The 19,704-nt window shown below is 63.3% G+C and carries 22 protein-coding genes; 13 read left to right on the top strand and 9 right to left on the bottom strand.

Going from position 1 to position 19,704, the window contains the following annotated elements:
* Positions 1-97: 97 nt before the first annotated feature.
* The 5 genes from LKD76_RS32405 to LKD76_RS31450 form a co-directional block, all read right to left on the bottom strand.
* Positions 98-193, bottom strand: coding sequence for a TetR family transcriptional regulator (locus tag LKD76_RS32405; protein ID WP_372466019.1), 96 nt, complete (start codon positions 191-193; stop codon positions 98-100).
* 780 nt (positions 194-973) lie between these two features.
* Positions 974-1,150, bottom strand: coding sequence for a hypothetical protein (locus tag LKD76_RS31435; protein ID WP_227985584.1), 177 nt, complete (start codon positions 1,148-1,150; stop codon positions 974-976).
* A 264-nt stretch (positions 1,151-1,414) separates the two neighbouring features.
* Complete coding sequence (locus LKD76_RS31440; RefSeq protein WP_308188912.1) at positions 1,415-1,834, bottom strand: cytosine permease; 420 nt, start codon at positions 1,832-1,834, stop codon at positions 1,415-1,417.
* A 60-nt stretch (positions 1,835-1,894) separates the two neighbouring features.
* Positions 1,895-2,740: a hypothetical protein gene (locus LKD76_RS31445; protein WP_227985015.1), complete on the bottom strand. Its 846-nt coding sequence runs from the start codon at positions 2,738-2,740 to the stop codon at positions 1,895-1,897.
* 30 nt (positions 2,741-2,770) lie between these two features.
* Positions 2,771-3,805 (bottom strand): isopenicillin N synthase family dioxygenase, encoded by a 1,035-nt coding sequence (locus LKD76_RS31450; protein WP_227985016.1) that lies wholly within the window; start codon positions 3,803-3,805, stop codon positions 2,771-2,773.
* Positions 3,806-3,950: 145 nt separating this feature from the next.
* Between LKD76_RS31450 and LKD76_RS31455 the strand changes: the two genes are divergently transcribed.
* Positions 3,951-4,325, top strand: a complete 375-nt coding sequence (locus LKD76_RS31455) for a hypothetical protein (protein WP_227985017.1) — start codon at positions 3,951-3,953, stop codon at positions 4,323-4,325.
* The gene (locus LKD76_RS31460; protein WP_227985018.1) at positions 4,244-4,633 is read left to right on the top strand and encodes a DUF1214 domain-containing protein; all 390 of its coding nucleotides are present in this window, start codon (positions 4,244-4,246) and stop codon (positions 4,631-4,633) included. The genes LKD76_RS31455 and LKD76_RS31460 overlap by 82 nt, the downstream gene beginning before the upstream one ends.
* A gap of 606 nt (positions 4,634-5,239) precedes the next feature.
* Here the strand turns inward: LKD76_RS31460 and LKD76_RS31465 are convergent.
* Positions 5,240-6,253 carry an HNH endonuclease signature motif containing protein gene (locus tag LKD76_RS31465; RefSeq protein WP_227985586.1) on the bottom strand — a complete coding sequence of 338 codons (1,014 nt, stop codon included), beginning with the start codon at positions 6,251-6,253 and terminating at the stop codon, positions 5,240-5,242.
* An 883-nt stretch (positions 6,254-7,136) separates the two neighbouring features.
* On the opposite strand from LKD76_RS31465, the gene LKD76_RS31470 reads away from it, so the two are divergent.
* Genes LKD76_RS31470 through LKD76_RS31480 form a run of 3 tightly spaced genes read left to right on the top strand, consistent with a single transcriptional unit; the run spans position 7,137 to position 8,650 of the window.
* Positions 7,137-7,625, top strand: a complete 489-nt coding sequence (locus LKD76_RS31470; protein ID WP_227985587.1) for a hypothetical protein — start codon at positions 7,137-7,139, stop codon at positions 7,623-7,625.
* A gap of 21 nt (positions 7,626-7,646) precedes the next feature.
* The gene (locus tag LKD76_RS31475) at positions 7,647-8,237 is read left to right on the top strand and encodes a helix-turn-helix domain-containing protein (RefSeq protein ID WP_227985589.1); all 591 of its coding nucleotides are present in this window, start codon (positions 7,647-7,649) and stop codon (positions 8,235-8,237) included.
* On the top strand, positions 8,234-8,650 hold the full coding sequence (locus LKD76_RS31480) for a hypothetical protein (RefSeq protein ID WP_227985590.1): 417 nt from the start codon (positions 8,234-8,236) through the stop codon (positions 8,648-8,650). The genes LKD76_RS31475 and LKD76_RS31480 overlap by 4 nt, the downstream gene beginning before the upstream one ends.
* Positions 8,651-8,882: 232 nt before the next feature.
* Here the strand turns inward: LKD76_RS31480 and LKD76_RS31485 are convergent, their stop codons facing one another.
* Positions 8,883-9,056: a hypothetical protein gene (locus tag LKD76_RS31485; protein WP_227985592.1), complete on the bottom strand. Its 174-nt coding sequence runs from the start codon at positions 9,054-9,056 to the stop codon at positions 8,883-8,885.
* A gap of 609 nt (positions 9,057-9,665) precedes the next feature.
* Here LKD76_RS31485 and LKD76_RS31490 point away from each other — a divergent pair.
* The gene (locus LKD76_RS31490) at positions 9,666-10,613 is read left to right on the top strand and encodes a hypothetical protein (RefSeq protein ID WP_227985594.1); all 948 of its coding nucleotides are present in this window, start codon (positions 9,666-9,668) and stop codon (positions 10,611-10,613) included.
* 153 nt (positions 10,614-10,766) lie between these two features.
* Here the strand turns inward: LKD76_RS31490 and LKD76_RS31495 are convergent, their stop codons facing one another.
* On the bottom strand, positions 10,767-11,246 hold the full coding sequence (locus tag LKD76_RS31495) for a GntR family transcriptional regulator (RefSeq protein ID WP_227985596.1): 480 nt from the start codon (positions 11,244-11,246) through the stop codon (positions 10,767-10,769).
* A 266-nt stretch (positions 11,247-11,512) separates the two neighbouring features.
* Positions 11,513-11,821, bottom strand: coding sequence for a hypothetical protein (locus LKD76_RS31500; protein WP_104376155.1), 309 nt, complete (start codon positions 11,819-11,821; stop codon positions 11,513-11,515).
* A gap of 271 nt (positions 11,822-12,092) precedes the next feature.
* Here LKD76_RS31500 and LKD76_RS31505 point away from each other — a divergent pair, with 271 nt between their 5' ends.
* The 7 genes from LKD76_RS31505 to LKD76_RS31535 all read left to right on the top strand — a co-directional run bounded on the left by LKD76_RS31505 (position 12,093) and on the right by LKD76_RS31535 (position 19,634).
* Positions 12,093-12,545 carry a hypothetical protein gene (locus LKD76_RS31505; RefSeq protein ID WP_227985598.1) on the top strand — a complete coding sequence of 151 codons (453 nt, stop codon included), beginning with the start codon at positions 12,093-12,095 and terminating at the stop codon, positions 12,543-12,545.
* Positions 12,546-13,814: 1,269 nt separating this feature from the next.
* On the top strand, positions 13,815-14,279 hold the full coding sequence (locus LKD76_RS31510; RefSeq protein WP_227985600.1) for a hypothetical protein: 465 nt from the start codon (positions 13,815-13,817) through the stop codon (positions 14,277-14,279).
* A gap of 852 nt (positions 14,280-15,131) precedes the next feature.
* Complete coding sequence (locus LKD76_RS31515; protein ID WP_227985602.1) at positions 15,132-15,347, top strand: hypothetical protein; 216 nt, start codon at positions 15,132-15,134, stop codon at positions 15,345-15,347.
* Positions 15,348-15,762: 415 nt separating this feature from the next.
* Entirely contained in the window at positions 15,763-16,341 is a 579-nt protein-coding gene (locus LKD76_RS31520) for a hypothetical protein (RefSeq protein ID WP_227985606.1), read from the top strand.
* Complete coding sequence (locus LKD76_RS31525; protein WP_227985608.1) at positions 16,338-17,435, top strand: replication initiator; 1,098 nt, start codon at positions 16,338-16,340, stop codon at positions 17,433-17,435. The genes LKD76_RS31520 and LKD76_RS31525 overlap by 4 nt, the downstream gene beginning before the upstream one ends.
* Positions 17,436-17,492: 57 nt before the next feature.
* The gene (locus LKD76_RS31530; RefSeq protein WP_227985610.1) at positions 17,493-18,098 is read left to right on the top strand and encodes a replication initiator; all 606 of its coding nucleotides are present in this window, start codon (positions 17,493-17,495) and stop codon (positions 18,096-18,098) included.
* A gap of 513 nt (positions 18,099-18,611) precedes the next feature.
* On the top strand, positions 18,612-19,634 hold the full coding sequence (locus tag LKD76_RS31535; protein WP_227985611.1) for a tyrosine-type recombinase/integrase: 1,023 nt from the start codon (positions 18,612-18,614) through the stop codon (positions 19,632-19,634).
* Positions 19,635-19,704 lie beyond the last annotated feature (70 nt).

Below are 19,704 nucleotides of genomic sequence, written 5' to 3' on the forward strand. Positions count from 1 at the left end.
CAGCAGTTGCGGCAGTCGTATCGAACCATCGCGTAGAGCCGGACCGCGGCGCGTTCGGGTTGTCGCATCAGGCTTTCCGCCAGCGCCGCCGGCGCGATCAGGTGCGCGTCAGCAGGTTGTCCAGTATCTCCTCCTTGGTGGAGAAGTAGTGGTAGATCGTGCTCTGCTGAATGCCGACCGCCGTCGCGATCATCGGGTGGAGGTACCGGCGAAACCGTGGGTGATGAACAACTCGGCCGCGGCATCGAGGATCTCTTCCTCCGGTGTGTCGCCCGGGCGACGTCGTTGGACGCGGCGAGCCGACGGGACGCAGTCCGCTCATTCGCTCCAGCATGCCATCCGCCGGCCCGATGCCGCCGGGCGGATGCCGCCGCCACTCGCATATCGGCTACGAGACAGCGCTTTCCACCGGAGCCGGTCGATCCTGCCCACCAACGGGTAGAGCGCACCGGCGATGAGACCGGCCAGGACGAACCGATATCGAGTCCACCGAGCAGATGGGCGCCCGGCCCGGTGAAACCACGTATTGGCCCGCGAACAGCACCCCGACCGTCGCGGCGATGCCCCAGATACTGACCGTGCGATGTTGATCCCCACCGCTGTACCAATTACCGGCCCCCGGTTTCGCGGCGGTTGAAGACTGCAGACGCGTCGGTGTCGTAGTTCGCCCCGTTGCGCAGGTGACCGATGACGAGGATGACGATCCACGGCACCGAGAAGTTGGGCCAGCAGCGTCAGAACATTCGTGACGCTGGGTTCGATCCCGTGTCGTAGAAGTGACCGAGATAGACGAGTGCGGTGGCGGGCCAGACACGGCAACCCCAGTTGCTTTGGTCCGCGACAGCTGCCGGAATCAGCGAAGGAGGTGTCGAGTCCGGTGCCGTAGGTGTTGATCACCGCCTCTGTGCCACGGTGCGGAGGCCAGGCCGAGGAAGACCAGGGCGGGCAAGATACCAGATCGGCGAGGTCCGCATCAGCCGCCGACCATGTCCCCGTCGGTGAGTTCCGGTGGGAGTAGAAGCCAGACGGGCGATTGAACGTGCCCCACAATGAAGGGGCCGCCGAGGCCGAACAGCCGCCGTAGAACAAGCGCCAGCATGATCGAGCGGTCGCTGTGCGCGGCCGGCGAGATGTGGCGGGTCCAGTCCACCGGAGTAGGGGCCGAGCGACGATATCGTCGACGCGAATCAGCAGCATCGACGCGACCCAGGTGTTGAGCGCCGAACCGAGTACATAGCCGCCGCCGGAATAGGACGGGTCGAAATCGCCGCCGTAGACGAACAGTCCGGCGATCGGCAGATTCCGCGGTCGGGATCATCACTCGCTGAACCGCGACCATCCAGCCGTGGCCGAAGACCGACACCACCGTGACGATGACGGAAATGATCTCGTAAGCAGATCAATTCGATGCCTGTCACTGTGCACGTCGATAGGCGCGGTCGAGTGCGCCGACGAGTGCGGCACCACCGGTCAGATGCTCAGTGCGGCGAATATCAGCGATGCGACGGCCACGAGGATCGTTCCGATCAGCTCGGCCTCCGACGCCGAAGAAGGCGCCGCTGGACACCGGATTGTTGGTCCCGGTGCGGGTGCGATGACCCCGGGTCGGTGCGAGCAACGCGGAACCGAGCGCGGAGCCGACCACGACGGCGGACGCGGCCTGCCACCAGCCGAGCCCGAAGGTGACGGGCAGGAAGCCCATGATGATCACACTGAAGGTCAGGCTGCTGCCGAACAGGATCGTGCGCAGGTCGCGGGGCGCGGATCTGCGGTCGGCGATCGGAATGTGCTCGGTGCGAAGGGTTCGATCTCGAACCGGGAGCGGGCGGGCGATTCGGCGACGGGGGAGTCGATACGGATGCCGGTCATGGCTGTCTCCTGCCTGGGATTTGGGTCATTCGGTGAGCAGGTCGGCGAAGGCTCCGACGAGCGACTCGATCCGCCAGCGGATCGGACGCGGTCGCGGGCGGGCAGGCTCGAGGTCGAGGATGTGCAACTCGTCGCCCGCGTCGGTGGCGACGAACGAATGCCCCTGCCGGAAGGGCAGACTCGATATGTCGATATGCCAGCCCGTCGGCGATATCGACCCGATCGCTATCTCGCAGTCGGCGAGATCCTGAGCGGCGCTGAGGTCGAGACGAGGGACCTCGTCGGGGGTTGGCAGCGCCGAGATCTCTTCGGTCCGTGAGCGCGCGAACGCGAATTTCGCGCCGGTGCGGAGCAGAATCGCCCGCGCGCCCGACTCCGCGTCGCGGAGGGTGACGACGGCCCGGGGACCGCGGTCCGTGCCGTCTACGTGGTGCCAGTGCTCCAGATAGGGCAGTTCGATACCACGCTCGACCATCATCGCGTTCTCGAAGTGCAGGGTGCCGGTATCGGCAACGCCTTCGGCCGGGGCCCAGTCGACCAGTCTTCCCCAGGTGAATCGCGCTGGTGTCACCGGTGATCGTGTCAGACTGCCGGCGAATCCCTCCTGTGCGAACATCCACTCGAGATGTTCGGCCCGCAGATCTCGCAGGCAGGTCACGCCGTCGAAATCGGGGCGGCCGGCGGGCTGCCTCAAGTCCGCGTACCACCCGTCGGACTGCAACCACGTCACCGTCGTGGTGGTGTCGTCGGGGCCGCCGTGCCAGCTGATGAGCGATCGTGTCCAGATTCCGTGGAGATCGTCCACCTCCACCGGTATCCCGTCGCTGGTGGGATACGGCCAGGGGCCGGTGAGCTTGCTGAGAAGATTCATGTGCCGCCAATCCCGCTGTGTTCGAATGGTTTACGCGGGCCGGCCGGCCATGCGACCGAACGACGACAGCTCGACCGAGCCTTCCGGCAGCACCAGGCTCCCGTCCGCGATCCGGGTGCGCAGGTAGCGGAAACTCTGGGCGGTCTGCGCGAACAGATGCTCGCCGGCGCGCAGTGCGGGCCGCGCCGGAGTGTCGGCGTCGACGAACGCGGGCAGGGGGGCCACGACGGCGTCGTAGTCGACCGAGAAGAACAGCGGAAAGGCGTAGCGCTCCTGCGCGACCTTGCGAACACGATGCGTGGTGGCCACGAATCGCCCATTCGTCATCAGCTCCAACATGTCGCCGATGTTCACCACGTAAGCGCCCGGCACCGGCGGTACGTCGACCCAATGGCCCGCCCCGTTGAGCACCTCCAACCCGGCGGCGGTACCGCGCAGCAACGTGAGACATTCGTAGTCGGTATGGGCCCCGATCCCCGGGCGGTCCTCGGCCGAGTCGTCGAACGGGTAGTGGATCAGGCGCAACTGGCTCGGCGGCTTGGTCAGATATGGATCGAAGAAGTCCTCGGCCTGGCCGATCGCGACCGCGAAGGCACGCATGAGGGCGACGCCGACATCGAAGACCTCCTGGTAGTAGCGCGAGACCGCTTCCTTGAAGCCGGGTATGTCCGGCCATTGATTCGGGCCGAGCATGGGGTTACCCGCGAGATAGTCGGGGTCATCGGCGGGAAGGTCGCGGCACAGGTCGAAGGCCTCCTTCCGGTCCGCCGACATGCCCGCGAAGACCTCCTCCCCTTCGGGCACGTAGCCGCGGTGGTTGGTGGAGTTGCCGATGTAGGTGCGCATCTTCGCTTCGAGCGGGTCGGCGAAGAACCGTTTCGCCGAACGGAGCAGTTCGGCGAAGACGCGCTCGTCGATCCCGGTGCCCGAGACGTACATGAATCCGATATCGCTTGCGGCACAGGCGAGTTCGGCGGCCACGGCGGCTTTCGCCGCGGCATCGGCGCCGAAGAGCGGGGCGATGTCGATATTGGGGACTTCGGAGAACGAGGTGAGACCTGCCACGAGCCGGATCCCTTCCACACGAGTTTCGATCAGCTGATCGAAACTTAGGATTCGGCCGATTCGGCTGTGTGATGCCGCTGTTTCCGGTTGGTAAATCCCCTCCCTCGGCCGAACCCGGCTCCGGCGGCCACCAGGAGCTCTTGCGGTGGACGACTCGTACGAATTCGTCGGCACTGCCCGCTGGGGATCTGACGTTCCCGAGGGCTACAACGTCGGCCGGTCGACGACCTATCGGGTGCCGGGCGGCATTCACGCATTGCCGACCGGCGGCGACGTGGCGGCGGCGACGCGACGATTGCAGACGGCCGCGGTCCGGCCGCTGGATCCGCACCGCGACTGGACCCCGCCGACGTTCCTGGATCTGACTCCCGAAGGCCAGGACACCACGCCGCTGCGCTGGGAGGACAACATCGGCTTCTGGGAGCCCTGTACGAGGTCGTGGACACCGAACCGTCCTTCCCCGAATTCCACATCGCCTACGGCGATTTGGCGGCCCTCGGCGCCCACAGCTATCGGCTGACCGTGCCGCAACCCGTTCCCGGAAAACTGTTCTGGTCGGTCACCGTGTACGACGCACGCACCCGCAGTCAGATCAGAACCGAGCAGAACCGCGCGGTCCTCACCTCCCTGTTCGATTTCGATGCCGAGGCAGGCGCGAACTCGATCGACCTACTGTTCGGCCCGACCGCACCCGCCGACGGTGAACAACACTGGATTCAGACCCTGCCCGACACCGGCTGGTTCGTCTACTTCCGCATCTACGGCCCGGAGGCCGCGGCCTTCGACCACAGTTGGAAGCCTAGCGATTTCGAACGTATCGATCTCTGATCGACGAAATGCGGAACGGTCCTTCACTCACCAAGTGAGTGAAGGACCGTTCCATTGCGCGCCCGGAGAGACTCGAACTCCCAACCTTCTGATGGGTTCGTGCGTACATAGTTGTCCGCTGGGATCGTTCAGAGTGCCTGTGAGGCAACGTATTCTGCCTTGGACTGTCTTTTGACATCTGGGTCGGTACGCCAATGTACGCAGACGTTTGTGCGGTCAAAGTAACGACGGTTCATGTCCGAGTCCGATGGGCCTCACCCACCCTGTGACACCGTAATGACGCTCAGGGCTTTGGGTCACCACGGTAGCCCTGGCGAGACAGTAGATCACGACGTTGATGATGAAGAGCTATCGCGCTATTTGCGTGCGAGAGCTGATGACGAAGACGCGGTTTACGTGCGTATTTCGTGTTGGCATCCGTGGGTAGATGTCAGGCTTCGTGAGCCCTGCTGCGTACTCTCTGCGTCCCACTAGGCGTGCCCTGGGGAGATGCACCCGGTGCCAGCGTGCCGCACCGTCCACTCAGCCCACTTCGCAGGCGGGGGCTGCCTGATGACTCCGTTTCGAACGGCCGTCAAAGTTGATGGCGGCCGTTCGAACCCGCGTCTAGAATTCCTCAGCGTTACCATCCTCTGCTTCTTCGTCAATTTGGGAAGCTGTATCCCAGGCCGCCGGCCCCCTCGCCTCGATCTCAACCACCTTCGCGAGATACGCCTCGGTATCGCCCTTTGCAGATGCGAGCTTCATCTGAAATACAGCATCTCCGGAATTTGCAATTCGATGCTCATTCTTCAGCAGCAATTCATTCGCCTCATCCTCCCATCCAAGCTCTTCAAAAACACGCAGTTGCCACCACAGGTCGTCATCGCGAATGAAATCTTTGAGCGCCAGGATGAATAGGTCATCGGCCAGATTGCTCAACAAATTCTTAATATAGTATGCAGCTGTAAAATAGTTATCGGCAATCAGCGCCTCCCGAATACCCCCCAGGAGCACCTCGGCGGATTCTTTGTAACGCCCTACTTCCGCAAGCACTCCAGCCTTAGTGCTCCAATCATCACTAACCTCCTCGACTGCCCGATCCTTAACATCCTCGGGAAGCTTTTCCGCAATTCCCTGGACGTTCCTTATTAGAACTTGATAAAATGGACTTGGATCATTTTCTAGTGCACGCTCGACATACTTATCCCTCAGATGTTCATCGCCAGATTGGCTATACAATCGCGCCACCGCGAGCCAATCCTCTTGTTCCCGAGCAACTTCCAGCTTTGCAAGTATTTCCCGCAGCTTCAACTCATCGGACCGCTCTTCAGGCTTTCCTTCCGCATAGGACGAACCCGAACGATACGCGCGCACACGCTCAAGCCAATGCCGGCGATACAGAGCTACTTGATCAGAATCTAGCTTGCGGTCAAACCCGCCTTGAATCTGAGTCTCACGGTGACAATCGAAGCATAGGACAGCAAGGTTTCCGAAATCATTATTACTTGGATTATCATCAATATGATGAATTTGCACCGGCTTCTTGTTTCGACACACACAGCACGTTCGGTCCGACTCGAACAATACGCGAGCAGCGACCTCAGGAGGGATCGGAATGCGCAACTTCTTCGCAGGCATCTGGCCCGTAACTCCTTCTTTCAAAATGCCCCGTGGGGCCCGCCAACGAATGTGCCCTTGCGGGCGAGTTAGGCAAGGAAGCACACCAGTAAATGATCGCTCTGAGTAACGAGACCGCTACGCCCGTGACCGAATCTCTACCGAGAAAGATCTGCATCTCACCGGTCAGGCCACGACCGAACCCACCAGCAGCACCATAGGTGCTCGAGATCTCCCGTCACAAGCAGTACACCGATCGAGGCGAGAACACGCCGAAGCGATCCCAACTGCGACGGATCGGCATTTGCGGTGGCGAGCTGGTGTTGGCTCGGTAGGCATGACCTAGGGATTTTGGGCGGCAACGTTGGGCGAAGAGGGCACCGCTGCGCAGCGTTGCGTACTCACTGCGTACCGATACCGCTGGGCTGAGATCTGGTCTCCTGCTCCGGAGGCAGCCCCGGAGCATTTTCCCGGGTTTGACCTTGGGTTTGGATGTATCCCGAGCGTTGGGTTGCGTCCGCCAGAGTCCGGGGAGATCCGAGTGAGTTGTGACATCGTGGTGACATCAATGTCCTGCCTCACCGGGGCTGAACTTCGCATCCCCGGTGACTTCCCTTGCCCTGCTTCCTCATACTGGCCGCTCTGTACTGAGTGGCGGCCTAGTCAATGGGGCCGAAGGCATCACGCAGTGACGCGAAGCGCCATTTACTCGGCCGTGGCGAAGTCAGACAATCGAGCCATGAGGAGGCTGGGCCACTCGTCGGCTCCTGTCTGCCCGATGGTTCGACGCCGAAGTCGACCAGGGCGATCACCGTTTATTCCGGGCTGGATGTCGGAGGTGTCTGATAATAAGTGTTCAGCGGCCGTTCGCCACTTCCGGCCGGTAGCCGCAGGAGGGTCGACGGTGTCGATGGAGATTGAGGGTGACGGATCTTGGCCGTACGGCGATCGCCCTGACGCAGACTGGACGAAAGCGTTCACCGACGAGTTGCAGCGCATCACTGTGCTCGCACCGTCCGAACCGAATCCGGACGGCACGGTCCCCCTAGGTGATTCCGACAAGATGCTGCTGCGCCAGGAAATCGTCAGCCTGATGAAACGCGCTCACACCGGTTCTGTACGTCAGCAGGAGTTCCAAGAGGTTCGGTCTGGAGACGTGGTCGTGGAGTTGAAGCATCCGCGTCCCGGCAACCTCGGGGGATGGCACTACCGGGTCTACACCGGCGTACCCAAACATCCTGACCATACGTATTTGGTCTGGCTCGGAGCTGGGCGTAAGCCGGACAGTGAGTTTGATCCGGAAGGGTGGGGTGAGCTGCAAACCGGCCAGATAGAGACCTCCCACTGCCGATTCAAGGTGTGGCTTGCCTCCCGATATGCTGACAGAACGTGATGTTGCGGTTAACCTCAACATATGAGCACGTTCGACGATCTCGAGAGGGCTTTGGGGATCGATACGTCGGACCCCGAGGAGGCGCTCGCCCGCGACTTGGTCGAGGCAGACCACGACATGCTTGAAGCACTGGTGCACATCCGCAAGTCTGTGGCCAAGATGTCAGGCGCGGAGGTGGCAGACAGGATGGGCCGCCATCGGTCCGTCGTCACAAACTTCGAGAAGCTGACGGCAGATCCGCATCTGTCAACGATTCGGCGGTATGCGCACGCCATCGGGGCGCGGGTCACTCACCACGTCGAGTGGGTGGATCCGAAGGGCAACGGAACGGGTGCAGCGGCGGAAGCCCCTCCAGAGACTGTTGGCGCTCCGGGTTTGAAAAAGCAACTCTCCGACATTCAGTCAGTGCTAAACGCGATGCTGGGTGAGGGGCGATCACTACCACCTGCGGCGGCCAAAGCCCTGGTCGACTGGGCGTCAGTGCATAGACAGCGCATCGATATCGCGTTCCCACCGCCGTCGCGCGATATTCTCGATCGCCATGTTCAGGTTCATGCATCAGTTCATGCATCCTCCCCCCTGATCTCCGACGCTGTTGGGGCGGGTACGTGAAGATTACGGTGATCACTGCGGATTCCGCCCAGCGGGATCCAGTGGGCAAAGTCCATGCGCTCGGTTTGAATTGGTCGTGGGTCGTCACGCCGACACCCCCGATGTCAGTAGTCATCGTGATCGATCCGGACACAGCAGACGAACTGCTCACGACGTTCAAATTGGTTGCGGAGCTGATCGATGCGAACGACGAGCCGGCCACCTTCGGCAGATCAGCTGAACCACTGCGGGCATACATAGATGCCACCGCCGACGAACCGTCTGCACGCATGATGCTTGCGTTCAATGTAGCGCCGGGTATACCGCTGTCACCGGGACGGTACAGCTGGCGAGTCACGGATAGCGACGGCAAGGAATACGGGCGTACTGGGTTTGAAGTCCGGCCCAACGGCGATACCGGACCGGCCGCGTAGCCGAACCTGACTTGCTTCTATCTACAGATATAAGGCGAATTCGGCAGCGACCCAACGTAACTGCTGGCGGAAACCCGGTGCGGACGGAAGGACGTCGTCCGCACCGGGTGACCGGTGTCCCGGTGTGACCAGCACCGGCGGATCGGCCGGAGTCGACGTCGTTGGCGACTCGCTACCGGCGGCGCTGCCGGTGGCCGAAGGCGGTGGGAAGGGGGCCGAAGCCCCCTCGGGGTCACTTGTAGGCGGCTGCGGGATCGTATGCGTCGGCGGCGGCCTGGTTGGTGAGGTCCTGCGCGTGGTGCGGGTGGCAGCGGTAGGTGGTCCGTCCGAACCGGGGCATCGGGTGGATTTCGGTGGCGAGGGCGTCGCAACCGCGGATTCCGCAGACGTAAGTGGTGGTGCTCATCGGGAGGTCCTTCCTCGTTGCTGTGGTCGATCTGGGCTTGTCCAGACCACCGGTGTGGGGTGCGGAAAAGGGTGGGCGAATGCCCATCACGAAGTGACGCGTAGCGCCCTTTGGAGTGCCCTGCGCCGGTGGTATGCCTTCGGCAGATCGTCCATAGCAATGCGGAAGGATCGGTGGGCGCCGGAACGTGCTGGTGTGGAACCGAACTGCGTCGGCACCGGCACCGAGATCCTGGTGAGCTTCCTGGGATATCCGGCTACCGAGGGCGACCACAGCCGGTCGACTGAGCTGGTGGCCGGCCGATTCGGTCCTCGGCTGCGGGAGGCCCGGCCGGGTACGGCAGACGTCGCGCCCAGCACTGCCACGTCGTTGCATAAGTGGCCAGAAAGGGGAAGTCGGCGTTCTACCACGTCGCCAGAGCGGCGCCGACGCGCCCGACGCGCCGCGAGCGGCGTCCTTTCAGCGAGCGGTTGCGCGGCGCCGCGTGGCGGCGCCGCTCGGCGGCGCGCCAGCGCCGCCCTTGATCCTCTATAGCCAAATTCGGCAACGACCTATGCAGGTGAGTGCATTTGCTCGCCGAGAAGGTCTGTCCGCGGACAGACTTGGAGCATGGCTGAGCTTGCGCTGACGGCGGACCGTCGTGAAGAACTGGCCGGGTTGTTAGGGGACGAACAGCGTCTTCGGGCCGAGTATCCGAAGGTGGCGGAGTACCTCGATACCGCGCCGATGCTGCCGGGGACGGGGGACGACCGGGCCGACGCAGCGTTCGATTTGCGGCTCGTGCATTACATGACAGGCGGGCCCTCGATCAGCGCGAACCCATACTGGGACATCGTCGGGCCATCGGTGTCCGAACGTCAGGGGCGCCGGGTGGTGGACGGTGGCCGGCCTCGAGGAAGCGCGCGACTGGGATTCGCGCAGACCATCTTGCAGGCCGCCTATGCCTACGCGATTCCGTCGCCGGAGACCGTGGCGTGGATGCATCAATTCTGCAATGGGCGTTCGGTAGTCGAGCTCGGAGCTGGCCGCGGTTACTGGGCTGCGCAGTTGGCGAGCGCAGGTCTGGATGTTGCGGCGTATGACTCGGAACCGCCGGACCGGTCCGAAAATCCGTCGTTCACTCAGGCCGAAGGCCAAGCGGACGTCTGGCTGAGCGTTGGTGATCTCGGGCAGTTCGCTGCGCGGTCGGTCGGCAGTGCCGATGAGGTCCTGTTTCTGTGTTGGCCGCCTGGATGGGGCAACACGATGGCGTCGGATGCACTGGCGGCCTTCGAGGCGAACGGCGGTCGCCGGTTGGTCTACATCGGTGAGCCGAAAGGCGGAAAGACCGGCGATGAAGCCTTTTTTCGATGCGCTGGACTCGCGATGGAAGATCGAATCAGAGGATTCGGGATTCATCTCTTGGTGGAATCTCGCCGATCGGGCTCAGGGCTGGGTCCGTCAATAAAAGAGCCGCCGGTCATCCATAGTCGGATGACCGGCGGCCGCGCAGAGCTTTATTTCTCGGTAGCCGCTTCAAGTTCCGGTTACAGGTTCATGCGGAAAACAAATGCGTAATAGCGATCCTCGGGTAGGACACATCCGAGACCGATAATTACTCGTCCTGTCGCGGTGATGTAGCGCTGGTGGACGGTCTTCACGAGGTCGCCGGGGGTGGTCTTCAACCACTCCGCGTGTGACGGCACCGGGATGCTGTCCGCCACCGTTTCCTCAAGGGTGGCAGCGTCGGACGTGTCCGCTACGTCGACCGGGCTGGTAGCTGTCAGACACGGAAATCGGCCGGCCATCTTCGCTGGCGCGGGTGACGACGTGGGTGATCTCTTCGCCGACTGCTACGCCAAGGGCATCGGCCAATGCTTCTGTGGCCGACACCTCTCCGTTGCCCGGTCGATCTGAACCGTGCTGTCGGACTCGTTCGCGAAACGTCACTTCCGGGTCCTCCATCTGACGTTCGGCGAGATCCGGATCAGGTTCGGCCGATCCGATACGAACACTCCGCGCTCTGCGCACAGACCGGACGAGCCCTTGGCTCTGAAGGAGCTCGAGTGCCTTCCGAACCACGATGTCGGAGACATTGTTGCGCGCCGCGATTTCCGAATAGCTCGGCAGTTGAGTTCCGGGCGGCAATTCTCCGCCGCGAATTCGGCGAGCATATTCGCCAGCGATGGAGACGTAGGCAGGTTCCGCCATGTGGCTCATTCCCTTCAATTCGAAAATCACTAGCGCGTAGGACGGGGGACTAGTATAGCGCACTTCGTATACGTAAAACCGTATTCGCACTGGTTATCGCGCGAAATATTCATGTATTCGAATCTGTATCCGAATCGACAACCTCCAATTCAGCCCGCTTCGTCCGACGATCGGAGGGACGGCGCTCGGCAGTACGCCACCGCGCAATACACCACAGCCGACAGAGGCAGGACCCACGAAAAGCAGTCCGAGGGTTTCCAACGCGTTCACCCCCGCCGTCCACTCTGCTGCATCGGCCATCGAGCGAACGACAGTCGAGGTAGGACGGCTTCGACATCGGCTAAGCCCATGAGGTTGTTCAGGGTTAGCGGGTCCAGGTGGCTTGCCGAAGGGACGATCACCGCATCGACGTCGGCCGCGCGGACCTGATCAGGCAACGGCAGCAACGAACTCGCCGGCCAAATGAGCGCATAGCCCAGATGCCTCGCCAGGCGCTGGACCTGGGCACGATCCCAGTCTGGCGCGACGGTGACATCGGGGTCGATCCACGCGAGAGCCGTAGGGCGGAACCTCATTGCGCACACCTTCTTGTCCCGTGATGCCGCGCGTGTCGATCGTCAGCAAGCTCTCGACCGGCGGCGATAGCGTCCTTACATCGCTCAGCGTATACGAAGATACGTATACGGACAAGACAGTTTCGCCGCGCTGACCAGCGAGTTTGACCTTTCTCGCCCTTCGTATACGCAAAATCCTTGTGCGCATACGCAACTACGTCTACGATGAATCCATCGCCGCTACCGAGTGAGGCGAGATTCGAAAGAACCCCAGACGCAAGGAGATTCAGTCATGGCGCTCAAAGATCTGCGTTTCAACGTCGCGTTCAACGAAGCCTTCGAGAAGGGCCTCGTCCTGGTCGGCGAGATCGAGCCGGACACCGAGTACAACCAGAACCGCAACGCTCCGGCTCGTCAGAAGGTCGACCCGGTGACGGGTCTGCGGCAGTGGAAGGCCACCGCCACCAACCCGGCCGAGACGAACCCGAAGAAGTCGAGCATTCAGGTGATCTTCCTGGCCGACGTGGCTCCGGTGCCCTCGACTCCGGAGGTGCTGCCCGGCATGCGCTCGATCGTGCTCGAGAACGTGACCCTTCAGCCGAAGGTCACCGGTCAGGGCGAGTTCAAGACCCTGGGCTGGACGGTGCGGGCTACCGGCATCGCGGGCGACAACTCCGGCGCCAAAGTCCCCGCGGCCGATCCGGGTGCGACTCGTCCGGCGCGTGGCGACGCGAAGGCTGCGTGATCGCCGTGTCGTTCATCAGCGCACAACATCACTAGTCGTGGCACCGAGGCCGGTACTGCCCGCGCGCCGACACCGCATCGGGCCGATCCCGGGCCTCGGTGAGCGTGGAGATGAACCACGAGCCAATCCGGTATGCGCGGCTGAAACTGTCATCGAGGAAGCTCGCACCTCGCTGAGCAGCTGCCGCAGATCCTGAGAAGCAACCGACGTGGCGGAGCGGCTGGCAGCGGAGAAGGCTGCCCTGATGTTCACGCCTGAGCGGGGAATGCGTGCGGCGGGGTGTTCGCGGTCCTGGTGATCGTGGGGCGTCGGCGCTGCCGCGTTCCGGCTGTCGTCGCCACGCTGCGGGATCTGGCCAAACTGGCGGCATATCCGGCGTCGGATCGTGGCTGGTCCCACTGATCATCGACGGCACCATCGTTCCAGGCCACCGCCGGCGCTTTGGTCCTGGCCAAATCCGCCGAACGAAGGTTCTTCACCTGGGTTCTGGTGGTCGGGCGCTGTGGTCGGTTGGGGTGCAACAGCCATCCACGCCGATAGCGCGGGGCAAAGAGCTACCGCGTGGCTGTGCGCGATGTTCCGCGGCCACATGCGCCCCCGAGTATCGCTGCTGTGGAACCACGGCTGGCAGTGCTGTTTCCCGTGCGCCCAACATGATTTCGGCTCCGCGTGGGTGGCCGAGTTCGAAGCAGGATGCCTCCCGCCGCTGCGAAGACGACCGCGAAACTGTGGATGCCCGAACCTGCCGCGCCTGCACGATGGTGCCTCTGTGCCTCGGGTGGCTTGTGGCGCATCCGTATTCTGTTTCTCGAACCCGTCGCAGCCGATTGCTGCCGGTGTCCGTCCCGGATCGGGAGCTGATCTGTCATGGGGAAACCACTGGCGCTGTGGACCGTGGGTGCTACCACCCTCGCCGTCGACCGCCGCAGCCCTCGGTGTGGGCCGGCTTCTTGGCGTCGGCTCCGCGCCACGAAGGTGGGCTCCGGCCGCTGTCGAACACGCTACCTGGCAAACCGGGCTGCGTGATGTTGTGCGACGACGAACCCTCCCTCGTCGCTCCGGATTCCGGCTGCACCATGTTCTGCCACGAGCCGGGCTTGCCTCCGGCCGATGTGCAGGGCTGTCAGCTGCTGTGCGGCCTCGACAACTCGAAGGAGCCCTGGCAATGACCGTCGTCGACATGGTTCCGGTCGCGGCGTCGGCGATAGGGGCGCTGGTGTTCGCGGCACACATCTTGCCGTGGGGCCGCCGCCCACCACCACGACCGCCGTGAGCCTGGAACGCGAACTGGCCGAGGCACCGGAGATTCTTCGCCCGGCAATCGTGTCGTTCGCCTCCACGGCACACGCACAACTGATGTTTTCCCTGCTCAAGCTCGGCTCGGCCGAGACCGGGTTCCCGCGCGTCGAGTGGTGGGACTACTCCCGCCACGGCCTGACCGTCGACGTGCTGATGCGCGGTGGGCAAACCCTGGCCGACTGGACCAACGACGACACCCGCTCCCGCATCGCTGACCACGTCGGAGTGCAGCAGGTCACCGCGTCCCTCTGCCTGCTCCGGGCTGGGTGCGGCTGGAACTCCGCGTTCACGACTACCCTGGCCGGAATCGGTCACCAACCGCACCACCACGGTGGCTTGCCGGTTCGACCTGGAAAGCGGGTGCCGGTAGGGTTTGCGGGAAGACGGGACGCCGTGGGCTGCTGCGAATCCTTGTACACGCACAGTTCTTCTTGACCGAGCCACCGGCTCGGGTAAGGGCTCGGTGTTTTGTGGACGATCCCTGGCCGCCTCCGGTCCGGCGATCAAAGCCGGGTTCGTGGATTGTGGATGGCCCGACCCGAAAGGCGGTGTGGAGTTCGGGCGCGGTGAAAACCCGGCTGTGTCGTCCGCTTCGCTTGTCGACCGCCTTCCACCATCCTCGCCATGCTGCGCGAGGCCGTGACCGAGATGGACGAGCGCTGGCCCGCATGCGCGCCGCAGGGTCCGCAAGCTGGTCCCCTCGCGATGAACCACTGATCGTGATCGTCATCGATGAGGCCGCGTCGCTGTCCTCGTATGCCGACCGTGACGAGCAAAACGAGTTCCGGCGTCTGACGGGCATGATGCAGTCCAAGGGCCGTGCCGCTGGTGTCTCGGTGATCGCGGCCTTGCAGGACCCGTCCAAGGAGACGATGCCCAACCGGCAACTGTTCCCGGTCCGCATCGGCCTGCGCCTGGACGAACCGACACAGACCGCGATGGTGCCACGGGCAAGGAGCGCGGGACCGGGGCGCGTTGTGCGACAAGATCCCCGAAACCACGCCCGGTGTCGGCTATGTCGGCGGGAAGACGCACCACGGAGTTCGTGCGTGTGCGTGCGTTCTGGATCTCCGACGAGCAAGCCGACGCGATCGTGACATGTATTCCCCGGGCAACCGATTTCGCCCCGGCCGCCGATTTACAGCGATTTCGACCCCGACGACCTGGGCGACGAGCATCCCGGTGACGGCTACACGGGTCCGGTGGCGGCATGAACGCGGCATGGTCACCGAAAACCACGTGGTCATTCTACTGCGACAGCTGCGGCGACCTCTATAACCGACGCAGGTGGGCACGCGGGTCTGCTTCACCTCCACCCCTCACGCCGCCTACTACCTCGCCGCCGGTCGTAACGGCTGGCTCTACGACGGGGACCGCATCACCTGCGACGGCTGCGCCATCACCGCCGAATGCGACCTGCGCGGCCACCGCTTCCCCTCCACGAACACCCTTCGCCGCTGCGACCGCTGTGGCGCCCCCGATGAACAGGAGAACCCGAAATGAGCAAGCGCACCAGTGAATACGCCGACGTCATCGACCTGCACAGCCGTCGCCGCTGCAGCTCGAAGCCCGCGGACTCGACCCCATCGGCATCGCGGTGAACATCCTCGCCGAAACCGGAGAGGTATTCGGCCACGGCTACGACCCCGACGGAGGGGACTGGGCCGCATGAACACCAAACATGAAGCACCACAAGTGAATCCGATCGTGCAAGCGGCAGCCGATCAGGGTGCGAAAGACCAAACGCCGCAAGGTCAAAGACCTCCCGCGCAGGCAGCGCCCCAGTGAGCTGGGGCTGTTCGACGAATCCGAGGTGAAGCAGTGAGCACCACGACCAAAACCACCACCACGGTCCGGACCCCGCCGCGACCCGGTAGAGGACCTCGCGACCCTGTTTCTCGCCCTGATCGGCTGGGCGGTGATCGCGGTGTTCCTAGCGGCCTGGTGGGCGCTGCTGTTCCCGATGGTGTCGCTGCCGATCGCTGCGGTGGCCGGCCTTTTCTGGTTCTACGGCTGGCTCCCGGCCCTCGGCATGACAATGGCCTCGGTCGCTGCGCTGGCCCTGTGGCGGGTGAAGGCTCCGGAATCGTTTTCCCGCTGGATCACTCGCCGTGCCCGGTCGCGGTTTCTGTCCTGGTTCCGGTATCGGCGGCAGTGGTCAGCACGGCTGGACGATTGCAGCCTGTCGGCCCGTGACGACCTCGGCGCAGCGGTGAAGATTCCGCGGCTGCTGGGCATCGACATCGGGACGGCCATCGACACCGTGCGAGTCGCGATGCTGCCCGGTCAGTGCCCCGACGACTGGGCCAACCGCGCAAGCCATCTGGCGCATGCGTTCGGGGCGCAGGAATGCCGCGTCAGCATCACCGGCCCGGCTCGCGTGGAACTGGCTTTCCGGCGCGCTGATTCGCTCGCTAAGCCGATTTCTGCCCCATTCGCACACATCCCCGGCGGACTGGGCGGGCTGCCCCGTCAGGAAGGCGGAAACGCCGCGTGAAACCCACCAACCTCGAGGGAGGCCAGACCATGACAGACCAACAGCCTGACACCGATCCGGCCTCCCTCGGCCCTGTCCGGGACACCGCCGCCGATCGCCGCTCAATTCCGAACCTGCACGAGATCGCCCAGGCCGCCGCCGACAAATACGGCGAGTGCCGGCGCCCGATTCCGATGTACACCTATGACCGCGATACCGGGGATACGAAATACGTTGGTGCCCCCTGCAAATCGACGCTGGAAAGTGTGTGCCCCTCGTGCGCGGCCAAGGCTCGCTCCCTTCGGATGCAGCAGGCCCACGAAGGCTGGCACATCGAAACCGAACCCGTCGACATCAAACGCGACCCCACCCAACACCAGTTGGAGCTGGTCGAGACTCGCGCAAGCCTGATGACCAACTACCAGGAAGCCAAGGCGTCCGGCGATCAGGACATGATGGACGGCATCCGTGAAGTGGTCTCGGACGTGGATGCGGATCTGCGCGAAACCGGTGTGCGCGGGCGTCTTCCGGCGCTGGATCCCGAGCCGAAATCGGAGCGCAAACGGTCCACCCGACGCCGCCAGGACGTCCCTGATCTGCCACGCAAGAAGATCGACAAGGCCACGATCGGCCGTCAATACGCGGGCAAGTACCGGCCCTCAATGTTCATCACTCTCACGCTGGACTCCTACGGCAAGATCAACCGCGACGGTGCAACCAACGCGGACGGCAAACCGTGCTCGGACGGATCGGCCGCTGACCCCGATAGCTACGACTACCTCGACGCGCCGCCCGGACATCGTGTTCTTGCTCCGGCCGCTGTTCGACCGGGTTCGTACACGACTACCGCCGCGCGATCCGGCCGCGCGACATTCATACTTCGTCACGTAGACAGCACAGAAGGCGCGAGAGCACCACATTTTTCACATGGCTGTGCGCGCAACCGACCCAGGGCGTTGATTCTGCAGATCGGCGCCTCCGCGACCTACCTCCAGGTGTGGTGGCCGCACTTGCACCCCGACAACGAGCAGTACACCGATGGGACAATGCCGGTCTGGGACTACACCGCCGGCGATTCGTCTGACCCCGACATCCGCGAGCCCCTACCGACGTAGGGACGAAGCCATGGTACGTGCTACGATACGTCGACAACTTGAAACCCGCCCACGTGGGTGACCTTCGAGCAAACAATCGACCCGAAAAGACATCAAGGGGCGTACTCGGGGCATGAGGAAGCATCCCGGCACGTCGGTTACCTGACCAAATACCTCACCAAATCCATCGCTGAAGTGATCGAGCCCCAGACCGCTCGCGCCGCCGACCACTACGACCGGCTCCACGCGGAACTGTGCAAGACACCGTGCTCACCGAACTGCGGTGTCTGGCTGCGCTACGGCATCAATCCGAAGGGGGCCACCGACAAGACCCAGCCGGGCCGTTGCAAGGGCAAAGCCCACCGCCGAGACACCCTCGGCCTGCGCGGTCGTCGTGTCCTGGTCTCGCGCCGCTGGACCGGAAAGACCCTCCCGGATCACAAGGCCGACCGCGCCGAGTTTGTTCGGCAACTTCTCGCCCAGGTCGGCATTCAGAAACCGGATACGTCCCGGCTGATCGTCAAACCGGTCGAGCCGGGAGACAGGAACGTGCCACCTCGCGAGCACCTGGTCATGGCCTCGATCGCTCAACGGATCAAATGGCGCGCTCAATACGAAAACGCTCGCCTGGCAGCGGGACCACCAGGCACACAACAAGTTTCGGCAATCCACAACGCAGCATAGGAGGGGTTTCATGTCCAAGCTTCTGAATGAGGCGGAAGTTCGCAAGCTCATCCCGATCGGGCACAGCAATGTACTACGAACTGTTCGCTCCGGTGAGCTGCGCTCGTGAAAGTCGGGCGGCGACCGGTTTTGTCAGCGAATTCAGGCGGTGGCCACTACAATCGACGCTCTGGGACCAGCGGGCAAAGCGTCATCCCAACAGCGGATGTAACCCCTGCGCGTGGGGCAAGATCATCCAGTCACCCAAGGCCGGGCCGAGAAGTTCACCGCGAGCACATACGTTTCGCGATCAGGACGGGAAGCGCCGCCACGGTCGCAGCGCAGTTGTTGACGAAGCACGACAGATGCCCGGCGCACAACTATACCCAGCGGCACTATGAAAACCGAAACCTCGCCTCTCTCGAGCACGGTGATAACGGAGCGTCCGACCGCTCGCCGACTGTGATCGCGATGTGGATTCGCGAGCACAGGAGAAAGCCGGGCTGAAGCGCCAAAGCGTCGACAAATACCAGCGTGACATGGGACAAGCACGGCGCCAAGCAGATCGGTGAACTGCGGGTCCGAGAATTCCCGACCAGTCGCGCTGAAAGCCACCTCGGGATCGTGGCTGAGTCGGCGATGAGTCAGGCCAAGTTTCTCCGGGTGGCACTCACCGGCATGTTCGCGATGGCTGTCCGGCATGACGTGCTGGCGGTCAATCCGCTCCGAGAGACATCGCGTAATACGAGGAAGAAGACGCCGGTGCGTGCCTTGACCGTGGACGAGTTCGCGAGGGTTCGCGCGGCGGTGGTCGCGTACACCCAACGTGAACACGTTTCCGGTCCACGACCAGGACGTCTGTTGCCTCCGTTCGTCGATGTGATGGGCTCGACCGGGTGCCGGCCGAATGAGGTGCTCGGGCTTCGTTGGTCGGATGTCGATCTGCTGTCCGATCCGCCAGTCATGACGGTCGCGGGCACGGTGATCGATCACGGCAAGGTCAAAGGTCAGTCGTTGCGTCGGCAGGATTCTCGGAAGGGCGATGCGCCCGATCACACGGTCGTATTGCCATCGCTGGCTGTCGAAGCGCTGGCTCAGCTGCTCGGTGAAGCGAGCAAGGATCTCGAATCGTTGGAGACTCTCGCGGACAAGCCGGTCTTTCCGAATCGCGACGGCGAGTGGATGAGCCTGAACAACCTTCGGCGGTCTCTGCGTGCTGCACTGCCCGATGACCTGAAGTGGGTCACTCCGTATTCGCTGCGGCGAACCGTGGGAACGGTGATCCGCGACGGCCTCGGAGTCGAGCAGGCACAAGCCCAGCTGTCCCACGCTCAGCTCGCGACGACCGAGCACCACTACGTCGAACGGCGCACGCACGGTCCGGATGTTTCGCGAGGTCCTCGACCGGTACGCGAAGGAAAGTACGGATTCGAATATAAGGGGAAAGTGAGGGATTTCACCTCGATGATCTTGGAAGGAAAGAGCCCCCGATCTGCTGATGCAGCTCGGGGGCTCTTTTCTGCGCGCCCGGAGAGACTCGAACTCCCAACCTTCTGATGGGTTCGTGCGTACATAGTTGTCCGCTGGGATCGTTCAGAGTGCCTGTGAGGCAACGTATTCTGCCTTG

The organism is Nocardia spumae (genome assembly GCF_020733635.1).
Classification (GTDB): Bacteria; Actinomycetota; Actinomycetes; order Mycobacteriales; family Mycobacteriaceae; genus Nocardia; species Nocardia spumae.